Source organism: Paracoccus fistulariae (assembly GCF_028553785.1).
Taxonomy (GTDB): domain Bacteria; phylum Pseudomonadota; class Alphaproteobacteria; order Rhodobacterales; family Rhodobacteraceae; genus Paracoccus; species Paracoccus fistulariae.
Genome location: NZ_CP067136.1, coordinates 2,219,422 through 2,236,646, shown reverse-complemented (window position 1 = coordinate 2,236,646; position 17,225 = coordinate 2,219,422). Strand labels below are relative to the sequence as shown.

Here is a 17,225-nt window from a genome sequence, read left to right as displayed (position 1 = left end):
CCCGACGCACTATGGCTTGCTGGAAGGATTGGGAAGAGGACTGCAAGATGGGCCGAGGGGTAACTGGCGGGTTGGAGGGTGCGTTGAATGTGGTTCTTAGACCTGTATAAAGAATGATACAACCGTAGGAACGCAGTCAAAACGCTGTCACGCCTCACCGCAAATGAGAGTTACTTTAGGAGTTCGAACCCATGGAGAGCAACTCATTTGATGAGTTTCAAAGGCGTCTCAACCTAGCCCGCAACGGCGGTGGTATCTTGTTCTGCGGTGCCGGATTTTCTGCGGATTGTCTGAATTTTAACCCAGATGAAACGCTCGGCACTGGCGCACAACTGCTCAATCTATTCAATTCCGAACTCAGTCAGAAGCCGCCATACAAGGATCTGCAAAACGCTACCGATGCCCTGTGGGACAAGATTGCCGACAACGGCATGATGAGACTCCTGAAAGAGCGTTTCACCGTTTCCAACGTGACCTCTGATATGGCCGATCTGTTACGCTACCCTTGGCAAGCGGTCTACACGACAAATTATGACAATGCGCTCGAGATTGCGGCACATGCCGCGCAAAAATCGGTCGAGGCTCTTAACAACACGGACCAACCCGACACGGCAACGCCAAATCTGCCGATCATCCACCTGCACGGCTATGTGCAGAAATGGGACATACACAACATTCGTGAAAGCTGCGTGCTCGGCGCCGAAAGCTACGCGAAGCTCACCTTCGTGAAAAAGTGGCTCAACCGCTTTCGACGCGACATCGACCAGGCTCAGATCGTGGTTTTTGTCGGTTTCAATGCCGGCGATTTCCACCTCAACCAAGCGATCAATGACCTGACAGGCTTGCGTGAGAAAGCCTTCTTCATCAATCGCCCGACGGCCCAGGCCGACCCTGATGCCACCGCGGTTCAAAAGCGGCTCGGCACGCCGCTCTTCACCGGCCGGGCCGGACTTGCCACCATCATCAGAGGACTTCTGGCGAAGGATGCACCGAAAGAGCCACGCCTCGTCAGTTTCGCGAAATACACACCTCCGGATCCCGCGGCTACGGTTCCCACGCGAGCCCAGATCGAAGACCTGCTTCTCTACGGAAAGGTCGAACCCTCGCAGCTCGCGCGGGACGCGTCCAACGATGTATCTGAGTACCACATACAGCGCACCGCCATACTGGGAACACTGGCTGCCATCGCAGGTGACGCCCGGATCGTGCTTCTTGAGGGATATCCCTGTGATGGCAAGACCCTGCTCACAACCGATCTTGCCTATCGCCTGTCGGGGGGAAGACCGGTCTACCAGATGCGCCAAGCTTATGAGAGCGTGCTGAACGAGGTCGCAGACATTCTTCATCATGCCCCGAACGCGGCACTGATCATCGAGAACTGCTTTGATCTGCCAGTAGACCGGCTTGCCAGCATCGCGCGTCAGTTTGATGGGCAGGACGGCGTTTTGATCCTCACCAGCCGGGCCGTGGCTGTCGACGCCAGCCCTATTGGCCTCGCATCGCTCGAAGGCTTCGGCAGTTTCCGGAAGATACCCCTCGTCAGTCTCAACGAGAACGAGACACGCGCTCTGAGCGACCTCGCCGATCAGATCGCTGGGTGGCGTGATTTTCATGCCCTTGATCCCGGTGCACGGCTTCGTTTCATCCAGAGCACCTGCAAGGCAAGTCTACCGCATTTCCTGATGCGGTTGCTCAGGTCGGACTACGTTACCAATCGGTATCGTGAAGAATTCAATAAGCTTTCACTCAGTCAGACCGAGCGAGCAGCGATCATCATCGCGCTATATTTCGCCCATATCGGTGAGAACGCACCAGTTTCCTTCCTCAGCAATGCGATGGAGACGGACTATGGTGCCATCATCGACCGGCTGAATGCTAGAGCCGGAAGTGACACCTTCCGCCTCGTGCGCCGTACCGGTCAGATCATCCAGACCGTACCCTCGATCGGGGCCCAGAACATACTGCAAAACCTGTTCAACGATGCCGAAATCGTGGATGCTATCGTTCCTTTGTTAATGAACCTCGCGGCAACCTATCGCAACCCTTTCGAACAGCGCATGTTCAATCAGATGATGCGGTTTTCCATCCTTTCCGATGTCGTCACCGACAGGGGTGAGATCGACAGGTTCTTCGAACACAACAAGCAGGAGCAACAAATCAGGCGAATGCCGCTTTTTTGGCTGCAATGGCACATGGCCAAATGTGCGGCAGGCGAACTTCCCGTCGCCGAGAAGCTTCTCGAACAGGGATATGCTGAAGCCAACGAATTCGAACGCCGCACAGGAAACACTTTCGACCGTCGCCAACTGGACGACCGGCGCGCAAAGTTTTTGATGTTGCGGGCGGAGAAAACTACCCGCATCGGGGTCGACCTATTCAGGGATTTCAAAGAAGCAATCGAACTGACTGGCAAGATCCTGCGCCAGAACGACCCGCAGCACTATCCGTTCGAGACTCTTGCGGAGATTTTGCGAACCTATAGCGTGGTGGGTCACCAATTGAACGACGGGCACAAGGTATTGATCGACACGGCGCTGGGTCAGCTCGCAGGCTATGCCCGCAAGCGAGTCGGCGTGCTTCCTTCGGGATATCAAAGGGACAAAGCCCAATCTGCGCTCGACAGTATTGGCTCGCGATTTTGAGAGAGAAATTGTGATCTGCTTGGGGATTGTTCTGCATCTGCGACAGAGACTCTCCCCAAGGTGATCTGATCATCTGTTTTTGCACCTGCCCGCCTTGAAGGCTCACCACGACCAGCCCCCCATAGAGCCAGAGGCAGCCAAGACCGCTCCCTGCACTTCGCATCGTGATCGGCTCTCGGGCTGTAGCGATGGTCCCTCGCGAATGATCAGGGTCGCTTGTCAACGCCTGGTCAACCCGAGAATTCAATCTGAACGCGCTCACTTCCGTTGAACTGCGGTTGTATCCTTCGAGTTCCTGTCAGTAATTCAATGAATTCAAAGGCATACGATCCAAGTGGTTGATTTGATTGACATGGTGGGATCGGGTGGGGTGTGGCTCATAACCTGAAGGTCGTAGGTTCAAATCCTACCCCCGCAACCAAATTTTGCAGAAAATACAAATACATAAGACGATGGTGTCACCATACCACCGGCCAATCGCGCGTCTACATCAACGCCACATCAACACCGGACACCAAAAACTGCATTGGCAGTTCGTCGAGACCGTCGAGCAACTGCAGCTGGCACTGGAAACCAGCGCGATCGCGGCCGCGGCGATGACCGCGCGGATGAAGCTGCCCGACATCGAGGAAAAGGGTAAGCCGAAGCGCAAGCCGATCCCGGATCATATCCCGCGCATGGAAGTCGAACTGACGCCCGGCGGCGACGCCTGCGCCGATTGCGGCGGGCATCTGCGCCGGATCGGCGAGGATGTGACCGAAGAACTGGAATATGTGCCAGGGCGCTTCATCGTGAACCGCCTCGTGCGACCACGTTTTGCCTGTGCCTGCTGCGAAGGCTTTCCATTTCCACGGCAACAGGTCATCGACCCTGTTGATCTTGTAGTCCGGGATCCGGGCGATGGTATCGGCGAGCCAGGCGAAGGGGTCGATATCGTTGAGCTTGGCGGTTTCGATCAGGGTATAGGCGATGGCGGCAGCCTTGCCGCCTGCCTCGGAGCCGACGAAGAGATAGTTCTTCCGTCCGAGTGCTATGGCCCGCATGCCGCGTTCGGCCACATTGTTGTCCAGTTCCAGCATGCCATTGTCGAGATAGGGCCGCAGGCGCTCCATCCGGGTCAGGGCATAGCGGATCGCCGCCGCGAGCGGTGATTTACCTGATATTTTGGTCAGTTGCATGGCCAGCCAGATCTCGAGATCATCGAAGACCGGAGCGGCATGAGCCTTGCGCAGTGCGGCCCTGTGGTCTGGCGTGATCCTCTGGCCTCCTTCTCGACCGCGTAGAGCCGGGCGATCCGGGCGATGGCCTCTTCGGCGATGGCGGAGCCCTGGGCGCGATGGATGTCGACGAATTTGCGTCGGACATGCGCCATGCAGGCAACTTCGCGGATCGTGCCGGATCGATAAAGCTCCTCGAACCCTGCATAACCGTCGGCATGCATCCAGCCTCGATAACCGGCCAGGTGGTCCTTGGGATGCTGGCCCTTGCGGTCGCCCGATAAGCGATACCATGCGGCCGGTGGCGTATCACTGCCCCATGGGCGTTCGTCGCGGGCATAGCTCCAGATCCGCGCTGTCCGGATCTTGCCGGTGCCGGGCGCCAGCACTTGCACCGGCGTGTCATCGGCAAATATTGCCTCGCCTGCCAAGACATGGCGACCGATGGCATCGGCCAGCGGCTCCAGCAGGGCGGTGGTCTTGCCGACCCAATCGGCCAGCGTGGACCGGTCCAGTTCGATCCCGTCGCGGTCGAAGATCTGGCTCTGGCGATAGAGCGGCAGATGGTCCGCATACTTGCTGACCAGCACATGGGCCAGAAGTCCCGGTCCCGGGCGGCCACGTTCAATGGGGCGCGAGGGCAGCGGCACCTGCGTGAACGGTAGCAGTCAGACCGGACGCTTACGCACCAGGGCGCATACGCCGTCGTTGATCAATACGGGCTGTCGGGGAAGTAATAATCCTCGGCGTTGTCCTTGGTGATCAGGGGGCTGTTCAGGACATATTGACCCGAGATCGGGGCCTGCGTTGCGTAGCGCATGGCCGTGACCTCAATCGCAGGGATGATCAGTGTCGGTGGATAGAAGATATCTGCGTCGATCAGGCTGTCGCCGTCCATGATCATCTTGATCACCCGGTTCATGCCCGATCCGCCTAGCAGGACGATTTCCTCCTGCCGACCGGCCTGTCCGATGGCAGCATGGGCGCCGAGTGCTGCGTCGTCGTCGCCGGCCCAGACGCCGTCGATCTGCGGGAAACGGCTCAGATAATCCTGCATCACCTCGAAGCCCTTGTCGGGGTTCCAGTTGGCATATTGCATGTCGAGCACCTCGACGCCCGACCCTTCGAGGGCTGCATTGAAGGCTTCAATGCGAATATTGTCGATGGCGGTGGGAATGCCGCGCATGACCACGATCTTGCCGCCATCGGGCAGCTTCGACTTGAAATATTCGGCGGCGATGGTGCCGTATTGCGGATTGTTGCCGCCGACATAGAGATCTTCGATCCCTTCTTCGCCCAGACCGCGATCCACGGTGGTGATGAAAACGCCGCGCTCCTTCGCGGCTTTGACCGGTGCGGTCAGCGGGTCCGATTCCATCGGCAGGATGACAAGCGCATCGATCTGCTGGGCGACGAGATCCTCGATATTGTTGACTTGGGTCTGGACGTCGCCAGCTGTGGTCAGGATAAATTCCAGCGAGGGGAAGGCCTGCGTCATGGCGGCGATAGTGCGCTCGGTGTGATAGTTCAGTCCTCCGGTCCAGCCGTGGGTGGCGGCAGGGATGGCGATGCCGATGCGGGCCGGGGCAGCGTCCTGCGCGGCGGCGGGGCGGATGCCGACAGCAAGCACGGGCAGGGCAAGGCCTGCGGCCCCGTGGGTGAAGATCTGGCGACGAGTAATTGACATGGTTTCTCCTCCGTTGGTCAAGCTTCAGTCATGTGCCTTGCGGCGTTGCAGCAGCACCGCGACGATGATGATCGCGCCCTGGAAGGCGCCGTTCAGATGCGGGCTGATGAAATCGGTGAGGTTCAGAATATTGGCGACGATGCCGAGGATCAGGACCCTCGTAACGGTGCCCCAGACGCGGCCATAGCCGCCGGCGAGCGCGGTGCCGCCGATAATGACGGCAGCGATGGCCTCCAGCTCCCATAGAAGGCCGGTCGAGGGAGTTACCGCACCCAGCCGTGGAACGTATACCAACGTCGCGAGGCCCACGCAGAGGCCCTGAAAGACGTAAGTCGCCAAGCGCAGTCGATCGACGCGGATCGCGGACTGCCTTGCCACCTCGGCATTGGAGCCGATGGCGGTTACATGGCGCCCGAAGCGCATCCGGGTCATCGCGATCTCGCCCAGGATGGCCAAGATTGCCAGAATCAGCACCGGGGAGTGTCTGAAACTCTGTGTATCTGATGTGGCCCATGCGGTTTTCAGATACGTTCAGGCGTCGAAGCGCCCTGCGAACATTATGGCCAGCTGATTGCGGGCCGCAACCCATTCCCGGACCGCGCGGCCGCCCTTTTCGAAGTTGCGGATGGCGAGGAAGATCAGCTTCGTTGCGGCCTCCTCGGTTGGGAACGAGCCCTTGGTCTTCAGCGTTTTCCGCAGCACGCGGTTCAGCGATTCCACCGCATTCGTGGTGTAGATGATCTTCCGGATCGCCGCGCTGAAGGCGTAGAACGGGGTCACTTCCGCCCATGCCCGGCGCCAGGCCGGGGCGATGGATGGGTATTTCCCGGCCCATTTCTCCTCGAAGGCACCCAGTTGGCGGGCGGCCTGCTCAGCGGTGGGGGCCTCGTAAATCGGGCGCAGGTCGGCCGCCACGGCCTTGCGGTCCTTCCAGCTGCAGAAGTTCATCGAATGCCGGATCAGGTGAACGATGCAGGTCTGGACCGTGGTCTCGGGGAAGGCCGCAGTGATGGCCTCGGGGAAGCCCTTCAGCCCGTCCACGACCGCGATCAGGATGTCCTGAACGCCCCGGTTGCGCAGCTCATTCATCACCGACAGCCAGAACTTCGCGCCCTCGTTGTCGGCGATCCAGAGCCCCAGAACCTCGCGATCCCCTTCCCGGGTGACGCCCAAGGCGATGTAAACGGCCTTGTTTTTGACCATCCGGCTGTCAGCATCGCGGATCTTCACGCGCAGGGCATCGAAAATGACGATCGGATACATCCGGTCCAGCGCCCGGTGCTGCCACTCGCGGACCTCGTCCAGCACGGCATCCGTGACGCGGCTGATCAGGTCGGGCGAAACCCGCAGGCCGTAAAGATCTTCCAGGTGGGCCTGGATGTCCCGAACCGACAGCCCAGCAGCGTAAAGCCCGATGATCTTGTCATCCACCCCATCGATCCGGGTCTGGCCCTTCTTCACCAGCTCGGGCTCGAAGCTGCCCTCCCGGTCTCGCGGCACCGAAAGCGGCACCTCGCCGTCCGAGCCCTTCACCCTCTTCGTCGCGATCCCGTTCCGGCGGTTGGTCTGCTCAGCCGGCGGCTCCGCACCAGCCTCATAGCCCAGATGTGCCGTCAACTCGGCCCCGAGCATCCGCTCCATCAGCCGGATCTTCAGTTCCTTCATCAGCCCGGCGTCGCCCAGCAGATCCTCAGGCCGCTTGCAGCCTTTCAGCAGCTCGTCCAGCAGTTCGTTCGAAATCGTCATGGTCCTTGCTCCTCTCAGGAAGCATGGACCCAAGCCGCACGTACGGAGCCGAAAGTGGAGCCGCAGGTCCCCGCTTCTCTTGAAGAGGCACTGCTGGCGCTTGACCATCAGGCCGCGCCGGTCTTCGCTGTGCTCGACGGCGCACAATTTGACAACCTGCCGCACGAATTGCTGCTGGGCGATTTCGTCAGCCGCCCGCTTTATCTGGATCGCGGCGACAACCACCCCGAACAGATCATCACTGCCCCGCATATGGTCTGGCTGGATGAACGCCCGGAGAAAATCACCGGCCGAGCGCCACAGGACACCATCCCGGCCCTCATGACCCTCATCGCCAACCGCCCCGCCGCCGTCTTCTGGCAGTGCCCGGACGGAGCCGATGCTCTCTACAAACACCTCAGAGGCATCAATATGGTGATGATCCCGAATGAATTTGCACCTCCGGCCGAATTGGCGCTTCCTGATATGAACGGCTCGACAGAGTCCGGGACCCATGAAGCGGTTCTGTTTCGCCATGCAGATGCAAATGTCATCGCGCAAGCACTGCCTGTGATGAACGCGTCCGAAACAGCGCGCTTCTATGGACCAGCTTCAAGCCTGTTCTTCGCGCCTGATCCTGACTGGGCGAATGGGCGGGAGTGGCTACAGTCGGATAGACCGATAGATTTGCCAAACTCTCCACCTGGACTGCTCACTCTCAGCGCTACGACCCTTGAGGGCATGCAGGGTGCGCGTGAACGAAGATCGCTGCGAAGGACCGCGAGCTTTCTGCGCAGGACGTTGCCACCGGATTTTCAGGGTTTGTCTGACCATCAGCTTGAGCGAGTAGCCTCGGCGAGCCGTCGTTCGGGCAATGAGTTGGGGATGCGCAGTCTGGGAGGTCATCAGCGTTGGGCATACCTTATGACAATCACGGAGGGCCGAGTTGCACAGGAGCCCCGCGTCCGTGCGTTCATCCAGGCCTATGATGAGACGCCTGATAGGCAGGTTAAGACTGCGATGCTCGATAGCTTGGCGCGGATGAATCAGGTTGCGGCGGAGATTGATGCATGACCACGGCCGGAACGCTGGGTGAAGGGGCCGGCCGGCTGTTCGGAGGCTGGATCGGCGGAATAATTGGATCGCTTATACCGCCCCCTGTTGTTGGTACGATGATTGGGCGCTCGGTGGGTGCACGCCTCGGCGGAATGGCTGGTCGCGCGGCTGCGGCAACGCTGCAGGATCACATCAACAGTATGGAAGAAGCTGAGGAGGAGGCCGAGGAAACCGACGAGCAGGAGGGAGAAAAAGACGATAGCACAATATGTGAGGGTTGTGGTGAACTTACTCTACCAGAGGACCCTGAAGATTTACTTGAGGAAGGCTGGGAAGAAGAGCAACATCCGGCACCTAATCGGCGACGGTTCAGGAATCCTGAGACCGGCGAGGTGCTGGAGTTTGATAAAGGTGAATCGGGCAGACCTGGTTGGGCAGGGCGGGATCATTATCATCGAACAAACCCAAATAGGACGGGTCGCGGAGATCACTATCTGGACAAAAACGGTGCTCCGACACCTAAGAACTCTGGCTCTTCACATATATCTCCGGGAACTACTATTCGGAACCCAAATGGACAAGGCTTGATATCATGATCATGGCAGTCGGCGACTTTCTAAAGCGGTATGAGCTATATGATAAGGTTGTTCTTTCCGTTCTTGATTCTGCTGATGGCAAGGTCACTTTAACGTTTGACCTATATACCGATGATGATCAGGAGCGGAACGATTACAGTAAGGAGTATATTCTCAGCGTTACTGTTGGTGAATCGGAGATATCAAGCGATGGCGGGCCTCTGTTTCGGGGCGGAGCTTTGCAGTCAGGGCAGGTCCTTGAAGAGGTGAGTGATGGTGATGCGCTCTATTTGGGTGTTGAGTGGTCAAACTATGTAGATAACTCTGAAGAATGGATTCGATTAAAAATTACCGCCAAAAAACTTTATGTGAATGAAGTCGTCGTTGATAGGCAGATTCATCCTTCAGGTGGTGAGGCAATGTGAATTTCTGCCTAGAATTTGCCGACGGTCTTGATGTATATGTTGGGGGTGGAGTGAGCTATGATCAGCTCAGATCGACTTTGATTTCAACATTCGAGATTCCTGGTAGCGCGATAGTTGCCTATGATTCTGATGAGGCAATTGGGGTTCCAAGGTTTCAGCGTTGGGCGCTCGTGCATGAAATGAAAAATATCTCTATTTTTTTCGTTTAAGGTCGATATTGAGATAAACAGTGTATTTGACTGGTTGTCTGCTCTTAAGAAAATGGCGGTTGACCTGGGTGTGTTTGTTTCTTGTCCCGATGAAAGTTCACCTGGAGATGATATGTTGTGCGTTTATCCAGATGGGACCGTTGACATGAAATATTTTGACCCAGATGATTATGAGCCCAGCTGAGGCGGTAGCCATAAATGCATGAGGATGTTGTTTTTATTTCATATAAAGAAGAGGGGTAATATGTCGAAACCGGTAGCTCTTCTCAGCCACGCGCATACCTGCCCGATTCACGGCGGTGGGCCGGTCATGAATCCCGGTCAGACTCTGGTGAAATTCAATGGCATCCCTGTTGCGGTCGAAGGGGGGCAATGCGGATGTCCCGGATCGCCTCCGCTGCCCGACCCAATGGTCAAGGGATCGAGCGTGGTGAAGATCAACGGGCGCGGGGTCATGCGGGTCGGTGATCGGACTGCGCATGGCGGAAAGATAGCGATGGGCATCCCGACATTAAATTCCGATTGAAAGCGCTGTGGCGGTGATGGTGTACTCCGAAAAAGTTGGGGCGGCACCTGCGTTTCATTCTCGTCGTAGGAAATCGGATATCTATTGCCGCATGCACAATTGTGCCCATTTTCACGCGCGACAGCCCGCGACTATATCTGTGCGAGTATAGCTGTGCACCGAATCCCTGCCGCTTTTTGACATCGTCAATCGTGATCCGGGCCAGGTGGATCAGAACCCACCGGGCCGATGCTCAGTCAGGTCCGCAAGCCCGCGCCTGCGCGCGCACGACGGCGTAATCCGCCATCATCCCGACCAGCGCGGCATCCTCGGGCAGCGCCTCCAACTCCGCCGCCGCCCGGTCCCGTACCGCCTGATCGTAGGTCACGACCGGCGGGCAAACCGCGCCGACTGGATCAGAACCGCCCGTCTCGCAGGCGGTCAGCAAGCTCGTCGCGATCATGAGGGCGGTTGCTGGATGCGTCCAGCATGCGGCGTTGGACATCATTCTGGCGCTCCATCTGTTTCAGGCGTTCGGCATGGCGGCCGGCGGTTTCGGCCGCCCGCCGCAGGTTGAGGAGGAAGAGGAGGACCGCGCCGATCAGCGCGATCCCGATGGCCAGCCGTCGCGCCCAGCGCGACGCCAGCAGCGCCGACACCATGCCCGTCACCGTCGCCCCCGGTTCCAGTCGTCGAGCCGCGCCCAGACGGTCAGGCCGATCCCGGCCAGCGCCAGGCCGATGAAGGCCCAGCGCAGGGTGTCGAGATGCGGGATCATCGGCTGGATCGCCGATTGTGCGTCGCCGAGCGTGTCCTCGGCAATCTCGATCCCCGCCGCGCCGACGGTCGCCAGTCCGGCTGCGCCGCTGCCTTTCATCGTGCGGCTGTCGGCGAGATGTTCCCGCGCGGGCGGCTGGTCCTGGACGAAGGGGATGGCGCGGGCCGGGAAGGGCTCGCCCCAGCGCCGGGAAGGGCCAAGATCGACATGCATGAAGCCGGAGCGAGGATAGGTGCCGAAACCCAGAAATCCCTCGGCCCGCGCGGCTTTCTCGAAGACTGCCGGATGGTGATTGGCCATGGAGATGTCAAAGGCCGTGCCTTCCAGATGCTTCGAGTGTTTAGCACCGCCGACGCGCCGGTTATGTCCCGGGCTGCGATAGGCCGAGTTCACGATCAGCGGCTTGGGGTTGCGCCCTCAAGCGTGGTGAAGTGGACAGACCGGGCGCGACGGACCGGTTCGGTCAGTCCGGCGAAGATGGGCGGGTATCGTCGCCCTCTTCTTGAACCGCACCGGGACTGGCTCGTTGAGCAGGTGCGCCGCTGTCCCCATGTGACCCTCGCCGGTCTGCAGGGCCTTCTGGCAGACCGCGGCGTGTCGGTCAGCCATGACACCGTGTGGCGGTTTCTGCGCAACTGCGGGTTCAGTTTCAAAAAAAGACGCTGGTCGCCGATAAGCGCGAACGCCCGGAGGAAAAGCGCCGCCGCGAGCGGTGGCGGCGGCATCAGGGCAGGATTGATCCAACGCGCCTCGTTTTCATCGACGAAACCTGGGTCAAGACCAACATGGCCCCGCTCCGGGGCTGGGGGCCGAAGGGTGAGCGGCTGCCGGGTGCAGCTCTTTTCGGTCACTGGAATACCTCAACCTTCATCGCGGCCTTGCGCCACGACCGGATCGACGCACCATGGGTGTTTGACGGCCCCGTGAACGGCGACATCTTCCGTACCTATGTCGAGCGCGGGCTGGTCCCCACGCTCAATGCTGGCGACATCGTCGTGATGGACAACCTCGGCAGCCACAAAAGCCAGGCTGTCCGCCAGGCCATTCGCGCTGCCCGAGCACATCTCTTGTTTCTGCCGCCCTACAGCCCGGATCTGAACCCTATCGAGCAGGCCTTCTCCAAGCTCAAACACTGGATGAGGGACACTGGTGCAAGAACACGCGACACACTCTGGAGGACCGTCGGTACCATCATGGACCGTTTCACACCCGAAGAATGCGAAAACGACTTCCAAAACGCCGGGTATGCTTCCGCTAAACCCTGAAACGCTCTAGCGGCGCACCAGCTTTTCGTAATCTTCGGCCACCTTGCGCGTCGTCTGGCCGACCTGGAAATTCCAGTCGCCGATCTGCGCCACGGGTGTGACCTCGGCGGCGGTGCCGGTCAGAAAACACTCCTGAAAGCCGTTCAGCTCCTCGGGCTTGATGCGACGTTCATGGACGGTGACGCCGCTGTCTTTCAGCATCTGGATGACGGTCTGACGGGTGATGCCGTTCAGGAACCGGTCCGCCTGCGGGGTATGCACCTCTCCGTCCTGGACGAAGAAGATATTCGCGCCGGTCGCCTCGGCCACATAGCCTTCCCAATCCATGAACAGCGCATCGGAACAGCCCTTTGCCTCGGCCGCATGTTTGGACATGGTGCAGATCATATAGAGACCCGCCGCCTTGGCTGCGGTCGGGATCGTCTCGGGGCTGGGGCGCTTCCACTTGGCAACGTCCAGCTTGGCCCCCTGCCATTTGGCATCGCCGTAATAGCTGCCCCATTCCCAGACGGCCACGGCCATGCGCACCGGGTTGCGCGCCGCCGAGACGCCCATATCCGGCCCGGATCCACGCCACATCACCGCGCGCACATAGGCGTTGGTAAAGCCGTTGGCCTTCAGCACCTCTTCCTTGGCCGCGTCGATTTCCTCGGCAGTATAGGGCGAGGGCATGTCCAGAAGCCGCGCGGATTCGATCAGGCGCAGCGAATGTTCGTGGCCCTTGAAGATCTTGCCGTCATAGCAGCGTTCGCCTTCAAATACTGAACTGGCATAATGCAGGGCGTGGGTCAGGATATGTACCTGTGCATCGCGCCAGTCCACCAGGGCACCGTCCAGCCAGATCTTGCCGTCGCGATCGTCATATGCCGCCGTCATCTCTTTACTCCATCCATCCGGTTTTCATTTCTTGCGCAGCGCCTCCGGAAACAATCTTTTTGTTGCGTAAGCACTTGACGGCTAGCAATGGAATCTAGGAAAGTCAACAACGCTGCCATATCGATTGGGCAAATTGCAAAAGGAAGCTTTATGACCGAACAACTGCGCACCCAGACCATGGTCGGCGAGGATCTTCTTTTTCTGACGGATGATCAGCTTCGCAAGGGAATCGAGGCGATGTTCTTTGCCTATCGTGCCTTCACCGCTGATCCCGACATGATCCTGATCGATATGGATTACGGGCGTGCGCATCACCGGGCGCTGCATTTCATCAATCGCGATCCGGGGCTGACGGTCACCTCGCTTCTGGCGGTGCTGGGCGTGACCAAGCAGTCGCTGAACCGCGTCCTGCGGACGCTGATCGGGGATGGGCTGGTCGAAAGCCGGATCGGCCGCCGCGACCGCCGCGAACGCCAGCTTTACCTGACCGAAAAGGGCACCGCGCTGGAACGTAAGCTGTCCGAGGCGCAGCGGGCGCGGATGCGGGCCGCCTATCGCGCGGCGGGTCCGCAGGCCGTCGGCGGGTTTCGACAGGTTCTGGAAGCGATGATGGACCCCGAGACGCGGGCGCAGTATCACGCGATGAAGGATTTTTCGGACGAGCGCTAGGAAACACCCATGACACATCAGGACACGCATATCCTGATCGTCGATGACGATCAGCGCATTCGCGCCTTGCTGGGAAAATTCCTGCGCAAGAACGGCTATATGGTGACCCTGGCCAAGGACGCGGCCCATGCGCGGCGGCTGCTGTCGGGGTTGGAGTTCGATCTGATCGTGCTGGACGTGATGATGCCGGGCGAGGATGGCGTCTCGCTGACCCGTGCGCTGCGCCAGAAGATCGCGACGCCGATCCTGCTGCTGACTGCCAAGGGCGAGGTCGAGGACCGCATCTCTGGTCTGGAAAGCGGCGCCGATGATTATCTGACCAAACCGTTCGAGCCGCGCGAATTGCTGCTGCGGATCGCCGCAATCCTGCGCCGTGTGCCCGCGGTCGAGGCCGCGCAGCCCAAGATCCTGACCCTTGGCCTCTTGCGCTATGACATGGAAAAAGGAGAGCTGTGGCAGGATGACAGCTATATCCGCCTGACCGGCACCGAACAGGCGCTGTTGCGGCGTCTGGCCGCCAGCCGGGGCCAACCTGTCAGCCGCGCGGATCTGATCGAGGATCTGGGCCGTGGCGGCGGCACCGGCGATGAAGTTGAAAACTCGGAACGTGCCATCGACGTCCAGATCACGCGCCTGCGCCGCAAGATCGAAAGCGACCCGAAAGAGCCGCGCTTTTTGCAGACCGTGCGCGGTACCGGCTATATGCTGATGACCGACTAAGGCTTGCCTGCGGGCGGGCCTGCCCCTAGCTTGCGGCTGCGATGGAGCATAATCCGACATATCAGGGAATCGCGCTGGACGCCGAGACCGCGCTTGCGCTGCTGGAATGGCAGGTCGAGATGGGCGCGGATGAGCCGGTGCTGGATGCGGCGACCGACCGTTTCGAACTGCCCGCCAGCACACGCCCCGATCCCGCGCCGCCGCTGCAGATGACGGCGCCGCCCGCCGCCCCGCCTGTAAGGCGCGATGATGGCCCCGATCTGGATGCCATGGTTGCGCAGGCGGGCGCGCTTGCGGCCTCTGCCCAGACACTGGAGGCGCTGGCCGAGGCGCAACAGGCCTATGACGGGATCGAGCTGAAGAAGGGGGCGCGGAACTTCTGTTTCGCAGATGGCAATCCCAAGGCGCGGGTGCTGATCCTTGGCGAGGCTCCGGGCGATGAGGAGGACCGTCAGGGCCGTCCCTTCGTTGGCCGTGCGGGGCAATTGCTGGACAGGATGTTCGACGCCATCGGCCTGTCGCGCGACGCGGTCGATGCCGAACAGGCGCTGTATATCGTCAATGTGCTAAGCTGGCGTCCGCCCGGCAATCGTGATCCAAGCCCCGAGGAAATCGCGCTGAGCATGCCCTTTGTCCGCCGCCATATCGAACTGGCCGCGCCGGATGTGGTGGTGCTGATGGGCAATATCCCCTGTCAGGCGGCTTTGGGGCGACGCGGCATCCTGCGCCTGCGCGGCACCTGGACCGAGGCTTTTGGTCGCCCGGCGCTGCCCATGACGCATCCGGCCTATCTGCTGCGCAACCCGCCGGCCAAACGCGAGGCATGGGCTGATCTTCTGTCCCTGTCGGCGCGGCTGAAAGGCTGAGCGGTCTGTCAGCGCGGCGCCGGTGCCGTGCTGTTACGGATCAGCAATTCCACCGGCAGAATGGTTTCTTCCGGGAAGGGTTTGCCTTGGATCTGGGCCAGCAGGCAATCGGCTGCGCGGCGGCCCAGCCGGGCGCGATGTTGCCGGATCGTGCTGAGCGAGGGCAGGGCATAGGCCGACATTTCGATATTGTCGAAGCCGATGACCGAGATATCCTGCGGCACCCGCAATCCGCCCTCGGCCAGCCCGTTGATCAGCCCGATAGCCATCTCGTCATTGTCGCAGAACACCGCCGTCGGACGGCTGTCGGATGACAGGATCCCGCGCGCCACCGCATGCCCCGATTTCAGCGTGAAATCCCCTTCCACCTCGGTCAGCTCCGCGCCTGCGTCCAGCCCGGCTTCTGCCATGGCGCGCAGCACCCCCTCGCGCCGCGCCCGTGTCAGCGAATTTCCGGCCGGGCCGGTCACATGCAGGATCCGGCGGTGGCCAAGATGGGTCAGATGCTGCACGGCCAGCCGTCCGCCCTCGGCATTATCGGCCAGCACGCGCGGCGCGGCCAGATCCTCGGACCATTCGCAGGCCTGCACGATGGGCGGACAGTTCGGTTGTGCGAAAAGCTGCGCGCCAAGCGATCCGTCCAGCACGATCACCCCGTCGGAATGCGAGCGTGTCAGATAGGGTCCGACCGTTTCGGCCTGACTGCGCCCATCCCGGGCCGAGGTGTCCAGCACCAGCAGGTTCAGCCCATTGCCCCGCAGCACATCGGCAATGCCCGCCAGGATTTCGGAAAAGAACGGATTGGCCAGATTGGGCACCAGCGCCAGCACGCCGCCAACCTGTTGCTGACGCAGGTTGCGGGCGGTGACATTCAGCGTATAGCCGGTTTCGGCGATGGCCTTTTGGACCGCGATCCGCGTTGCCTCGGCCACGATGGATGGGTTCGACATCACCCGGCTGACGGTTGCGACGGATACGCCTGCGCGCTTTGCAACATCATGAATTCGGGGCGGCTTTCGGCTTTCGGTCACGCGATGCTTCCTTCTGGATGGCCGTCAGGATCGGCATAAACGAAGGGCTTGTAAAGCTTTTCATCCTGCCCGCTGGGCCTGCCTGCGGGCGTTGAAAATACCGTCGCCTGATCCGCCGCAAAGGGAAACCGCAAAGCGAAACGGGCCGGTACAAGACCGACCCGCTGCATTCCGCCAGTGCTGCCATCTGGTATCGCTGTCTACCCTTCGGGCAGTTGCGAGGCGACCTGATTGACGGCGGCCTCGATCTGCTGGCACTGATCCTCGACCGTGGTGCCCTGCTGCGAGGCGGCATCGGCAAGGGCGATCTCTGTCTCGCCAATGGCGACGGTGCCCGCCGCGCCCTTTTCCTCGGCCGAGGAGCCCGCATCGGCGTCGCCACCGGGCAGCATGCCCAGCATCTTTTCCTGCGCGGCGACGGCTTCCGGTCCGGTAAAGCCCTGTTCCTGACAATGCTTCAGGATGCCCAGCTGATTGCGCGCGGCAAGATAGGCCTGACCCGGATCGATCGCGGATCCCTGCGGCGCCTCTGTCGGGGCCTGCTCGGCGGTTTGGGCGAAAGCTGCCGGCGCGGTCAGGGCGATCCCCAGGGCAAGTGCGATGTGACGATACATTCAGAACTCCTTCTTCCGTCCTTGGATGGCGCGCCCGATCGCGCGCCTGACCCAGATAACCTGCCTGCATCGGGAATGTTCATGCGGCGTGACGGGGCACGAAAATCCAGCAGTCTTTTGCCCAAGGGGCCGGAAAGATCCGTCCCGGGTCAGCAGGTTCCGGCCACAGCCGTCACCACCCGATCACCTTGCATCATATCCCTGTCAGATCCGCGCCGCAGCGGCGGCTTTCCCACCGGCAAAGATTTTTTCAAAAAATGGAAAAGTCTTCCAAATGATCTTGGAAAATAACATTGCCTCACGTATGGAAAGCAAAATATTGTACGCCAAAGTATACCGGGATTCGGAGCCGCATTGACCACTTG

At 60.2% G+C, this 17,225-nt stretch carries 17 protein-coding genes and 3 pseudogenes; 10 read left to right on the top strand and 10 right to left on the bottom strand.

What is annotated here, in order from left to right; all coding sequences use genetic code 11:
* Positions 1-191: 191 nt before the first annotated feature.
* Both JHX87_RS11035 and JHX87_RS18465 read left to right on the top strand, forming a co-directional pair.
* The gene (locus JHX87_RS11035) at positions 192-2,642 is read left to right on the top strand and encodes an SIR2 family protein (RefSeq protein WP_271886719.1); all 2,451 of its coding nucleotides are present in this window, start codon (positions 192-194) and stop codon (positions 2,640-2,642) included.
* A 452-nt stretch (positions 2,643-3,094) separates the two neighbouring features.
* Positions 3,095-3,418 (top strand): annotated as a pseudogene (locus JHX87_RS18465) (transposase domain-containing protein); the annotation flags it as partial.
* Positions 3,419-3,478: 60 nt separating this feature from the next.
* Here the strand turns inward: JHX87_RS18465 and tnpC are convergent.
* The 4 genes and pseudogenes from tnpC to JHX87_RS11010 form a co-directional block, all read right to left on the bottom strand.
* A pseudogene (gene tnpC / locus JHX87_RS11025) lies at positions 3,479-4,518 on the bottom strand (IS66 family transposase); the annotation flags it as partial.
* Between the two features lie 53 nt (positions 4,519-4,571).
* Positions 4,572-5,546, bottom strand: coding sequence for a substrate-binding domain-containing protein (locus JHX87_RS11020; RefSeq protein ID WP_271886718.1), 975 nt, complete (start codon positions 5,544-5,546; stop codon positions 4,572-4,574).
* A 24-nt stretch (positions 5,547-5,570) separates the two neighbouring features.
* A pseudogene (locus JHX87_RS11015) lies at positions 5,571-6,023 on the bottom strand (ABC transporter permease); the annotation flags it as partial.
* Between the two features lie 54 nt (positions 6,024-6,077).
* Positions 6,078-7,292 (bottom strand): IS256 family transposase, encoded by a 1,215-nt coding sequence (locus tag JHX87_RS11010; protein WP_272833674.1) that lies wholly within the window; start codon positions 7,290-7,292, stop codon positions 6,078-6,080.
* Positions 7,293-7,346: 54 nt separating this feature from the next.
* On the opposite strand from JHX87_RS11010, the gene JHX87_RS11005 reads away from it, so the two are divergent.
* From JHX87_RS11005 to JHX87_RS10990, 4 genes are all read left to right on the top strand, one after another.
* Positions 7,347-8,345, top strand: coding sequence for a DUF4123 domain-containing protein (locus JHX87_RS11005; RefSeq protein ID WP_272833673.1), 999 nt, complete (start codon positions 7,347-7,349; stop codon positions 8,343-8,345).
* Positions 8,342-8,923 carry a hypothetical protein gene (locus JHX87_RS11000; RefSeq protein WP_271884875.1) on the top strand — a complete coding sequence of 194 codons (582 nt, stop codon included), beginning with the start codon at positions 8,342-8,344 and terminating at the stop codon, positions 8,921-8,923. The genes JHX87_RS11005 and JHX87_RS11000 overlap by 4 nt, the downstream gene beginning before the upstream one ends.
* Entirely contained in the window at positions 8,920-9,327 is a 408-nt protein-coding gene (locus JHX87_RS10995; RefSeq protein WP_271884877.1) for a hypothetical protein, read from the top strand. The genes JHX87_RS11000 and JHX87_RS10995 overlap by 4 nt, the downstream gene beginning before the upstream one ends.
* A gap of 453 nt (positions 9,328-9,780) precedes the next feature.
* Positions 9,781-10,062: a PAAR domain-containing protein gene (locus tag JHX87_RS10990; RefSeq protein WP_271884880.1), complete on the top strand. Its 282-nt coding sequence runs from the start codon at positions 9,781-9,783 to the stop codon at positions 10,060-10,062.
* Between the two features lie 232 nt (positions 10,063-10,294).
* Here the strand turns inward: JHX87_RS10990 and JHX87_RS18460 are convergent, their stop codons facing one another.
* The 3 genes from JHX87_RS18460 to JHX87_RS10975 are packed head-to-tail and all read right to left on the bottom strand — an operon-like array spanning position 10,295 to position 11,212.
* A complete protein-coding gene (locus JHX87_RS18460; RefSeq protein ID WP_334220884.1) occupies positions 10,295-10,429 on the bottom strand; it encodes a hypothetical protein in 135 nt (44 codons plus the stop codon).
* A gap of 28 nt (positions 10,430-10,457) precedes the next feature.
* Positions 10,458-10,703 (bottom strand): hypothetical protein, encoded by a 246-nt coding sequence (locus tag JHX87_RS10980; protein ID WP_271884884.1) that lies wholly within the window; start codon positions 10,701-10,703, stop codon positions 10,458-10,460.
* 5 nt (positions 10,704-10,708) lie between these two features.
* Positions 10,709-11,212, bottom strand: coding sequence for a YcbK family protein (locus JHX87_RS10975; RefSeq protein ID WP_271884886.1), 504 nt, complete (start codon positions 11,210-11,212; stop codon positions 10,709-10,711).
* Here JHX87_RS10975 and JHX87_RS10970 point away from each other — a divergent pair.
* Positions 11,147-12,084 (top strand): IS630 family transposase gene (locus JHX87_RS10970; RefSeq protein ID WP_377775999.1). Its coding sequence is split into 2 segments (ribosomal slippage): positions 11,147-11,471 and positions 11,471-12,084, totalling 939 coding nucleotides; the frame shifts between segments, so codons are not numbered across the junction. The genes JHX87_RS10975 and JHX87_RS10970 overlap by 66 nt on opposite strands.
* 6 nt (positions 12,085-12,090) lie before the next feature.
* Here the strand turns inward: JHX87_RS10970 and JHX87_RS10965 are convergent.
* Positions 12,091-12,960: a branched-chain amino acid aminotransferase gene (locus JHX87_RS10965; RefSeq protein ID WP_271884888.1), complete on the bottom strand. Its 870-nt coding sequence runs from the start codon at positions 12,958-12,960 to the stop codon at positions 12,091-12,093.
* A gap of 150 nt (positions 12,961-13,110) precedes the next feature.
* Between JHX87_RS10965 and JHX87_RS10960 the strand changes: the two genes are divergently transcribed.
* The 3 genes from JHX87_RS10960 to JHX87_RS10950 are packed head-to-tail and all read left to right on the top strand — an operon-like array spanning position 13,111 to position 15,215.
* The gene (locus JHX87_RS10960; RefSeq protein ID WP_271884890.1) at positions 13,111-13,629 is read left to right on the top strand and encodes a MarR family winged helix-turn-helix transcriptional regulator; all 519 of its coding nucleotides are present in this window, start codon (positions 13,111-13,113) and stop codon (positions 13,627-13,629) included.
* 9 nt (positions 13,630-13,638) lie between these two features.
* Positions 13,639-14,349, top strand: coding sequence for a response regulator (locus tag JHX87_RS10955; protein WP_271884892.1), 711 nt, complete (start codon positions 13,639-13,641; stop codon positions 14,347-14,349).
* 41 nt (positions 14,350-14,390) lie between these two features.
* On the top strand, positions 14,391-15,215 hold the full coding sequence (locus JHX87_RS10950) for a uracil-DNA glycosylase (protein WP_271884894.1): 825 nt from the start codon (positions 14,391-14,393) through the stop codon (positions 15,213-15,215).
* 8 nt (positions 15,216-15,223) lie between these two features.
* Here JHX87_RS10950 and JHX87_RS10945 read toward each other — a convergent pair whose 3' ends face one another.
* The gene (locus JHX87_RS10945) at positions 15,224-16,246 is read right to left on the bottom strand and encodes a LacI family DNA-binding transcriptional regulator (protein WP_271884896.1); all 1,023 of its coding nucleotides are present in this window, start codon (positions 16,244-16,246) and stop codon (positions 15,224-15,226) included.
* A gap of 200 nt (positions 16,247-16,446) precedes the next feature.
* Positions 16,447-16,860 (bottom strand): pore-forming ESAT-6 family protein, encoded by a 414-nt coding sequence (locus JHX87_RS10940; protein ID WP_271884898.1) that lies wholly within the window; start codon positions 16,858-16,860, stop codon positions 16,447-16,449.
* Positions 16,861-17,225 lie beyond the last annotated feature (365 nt).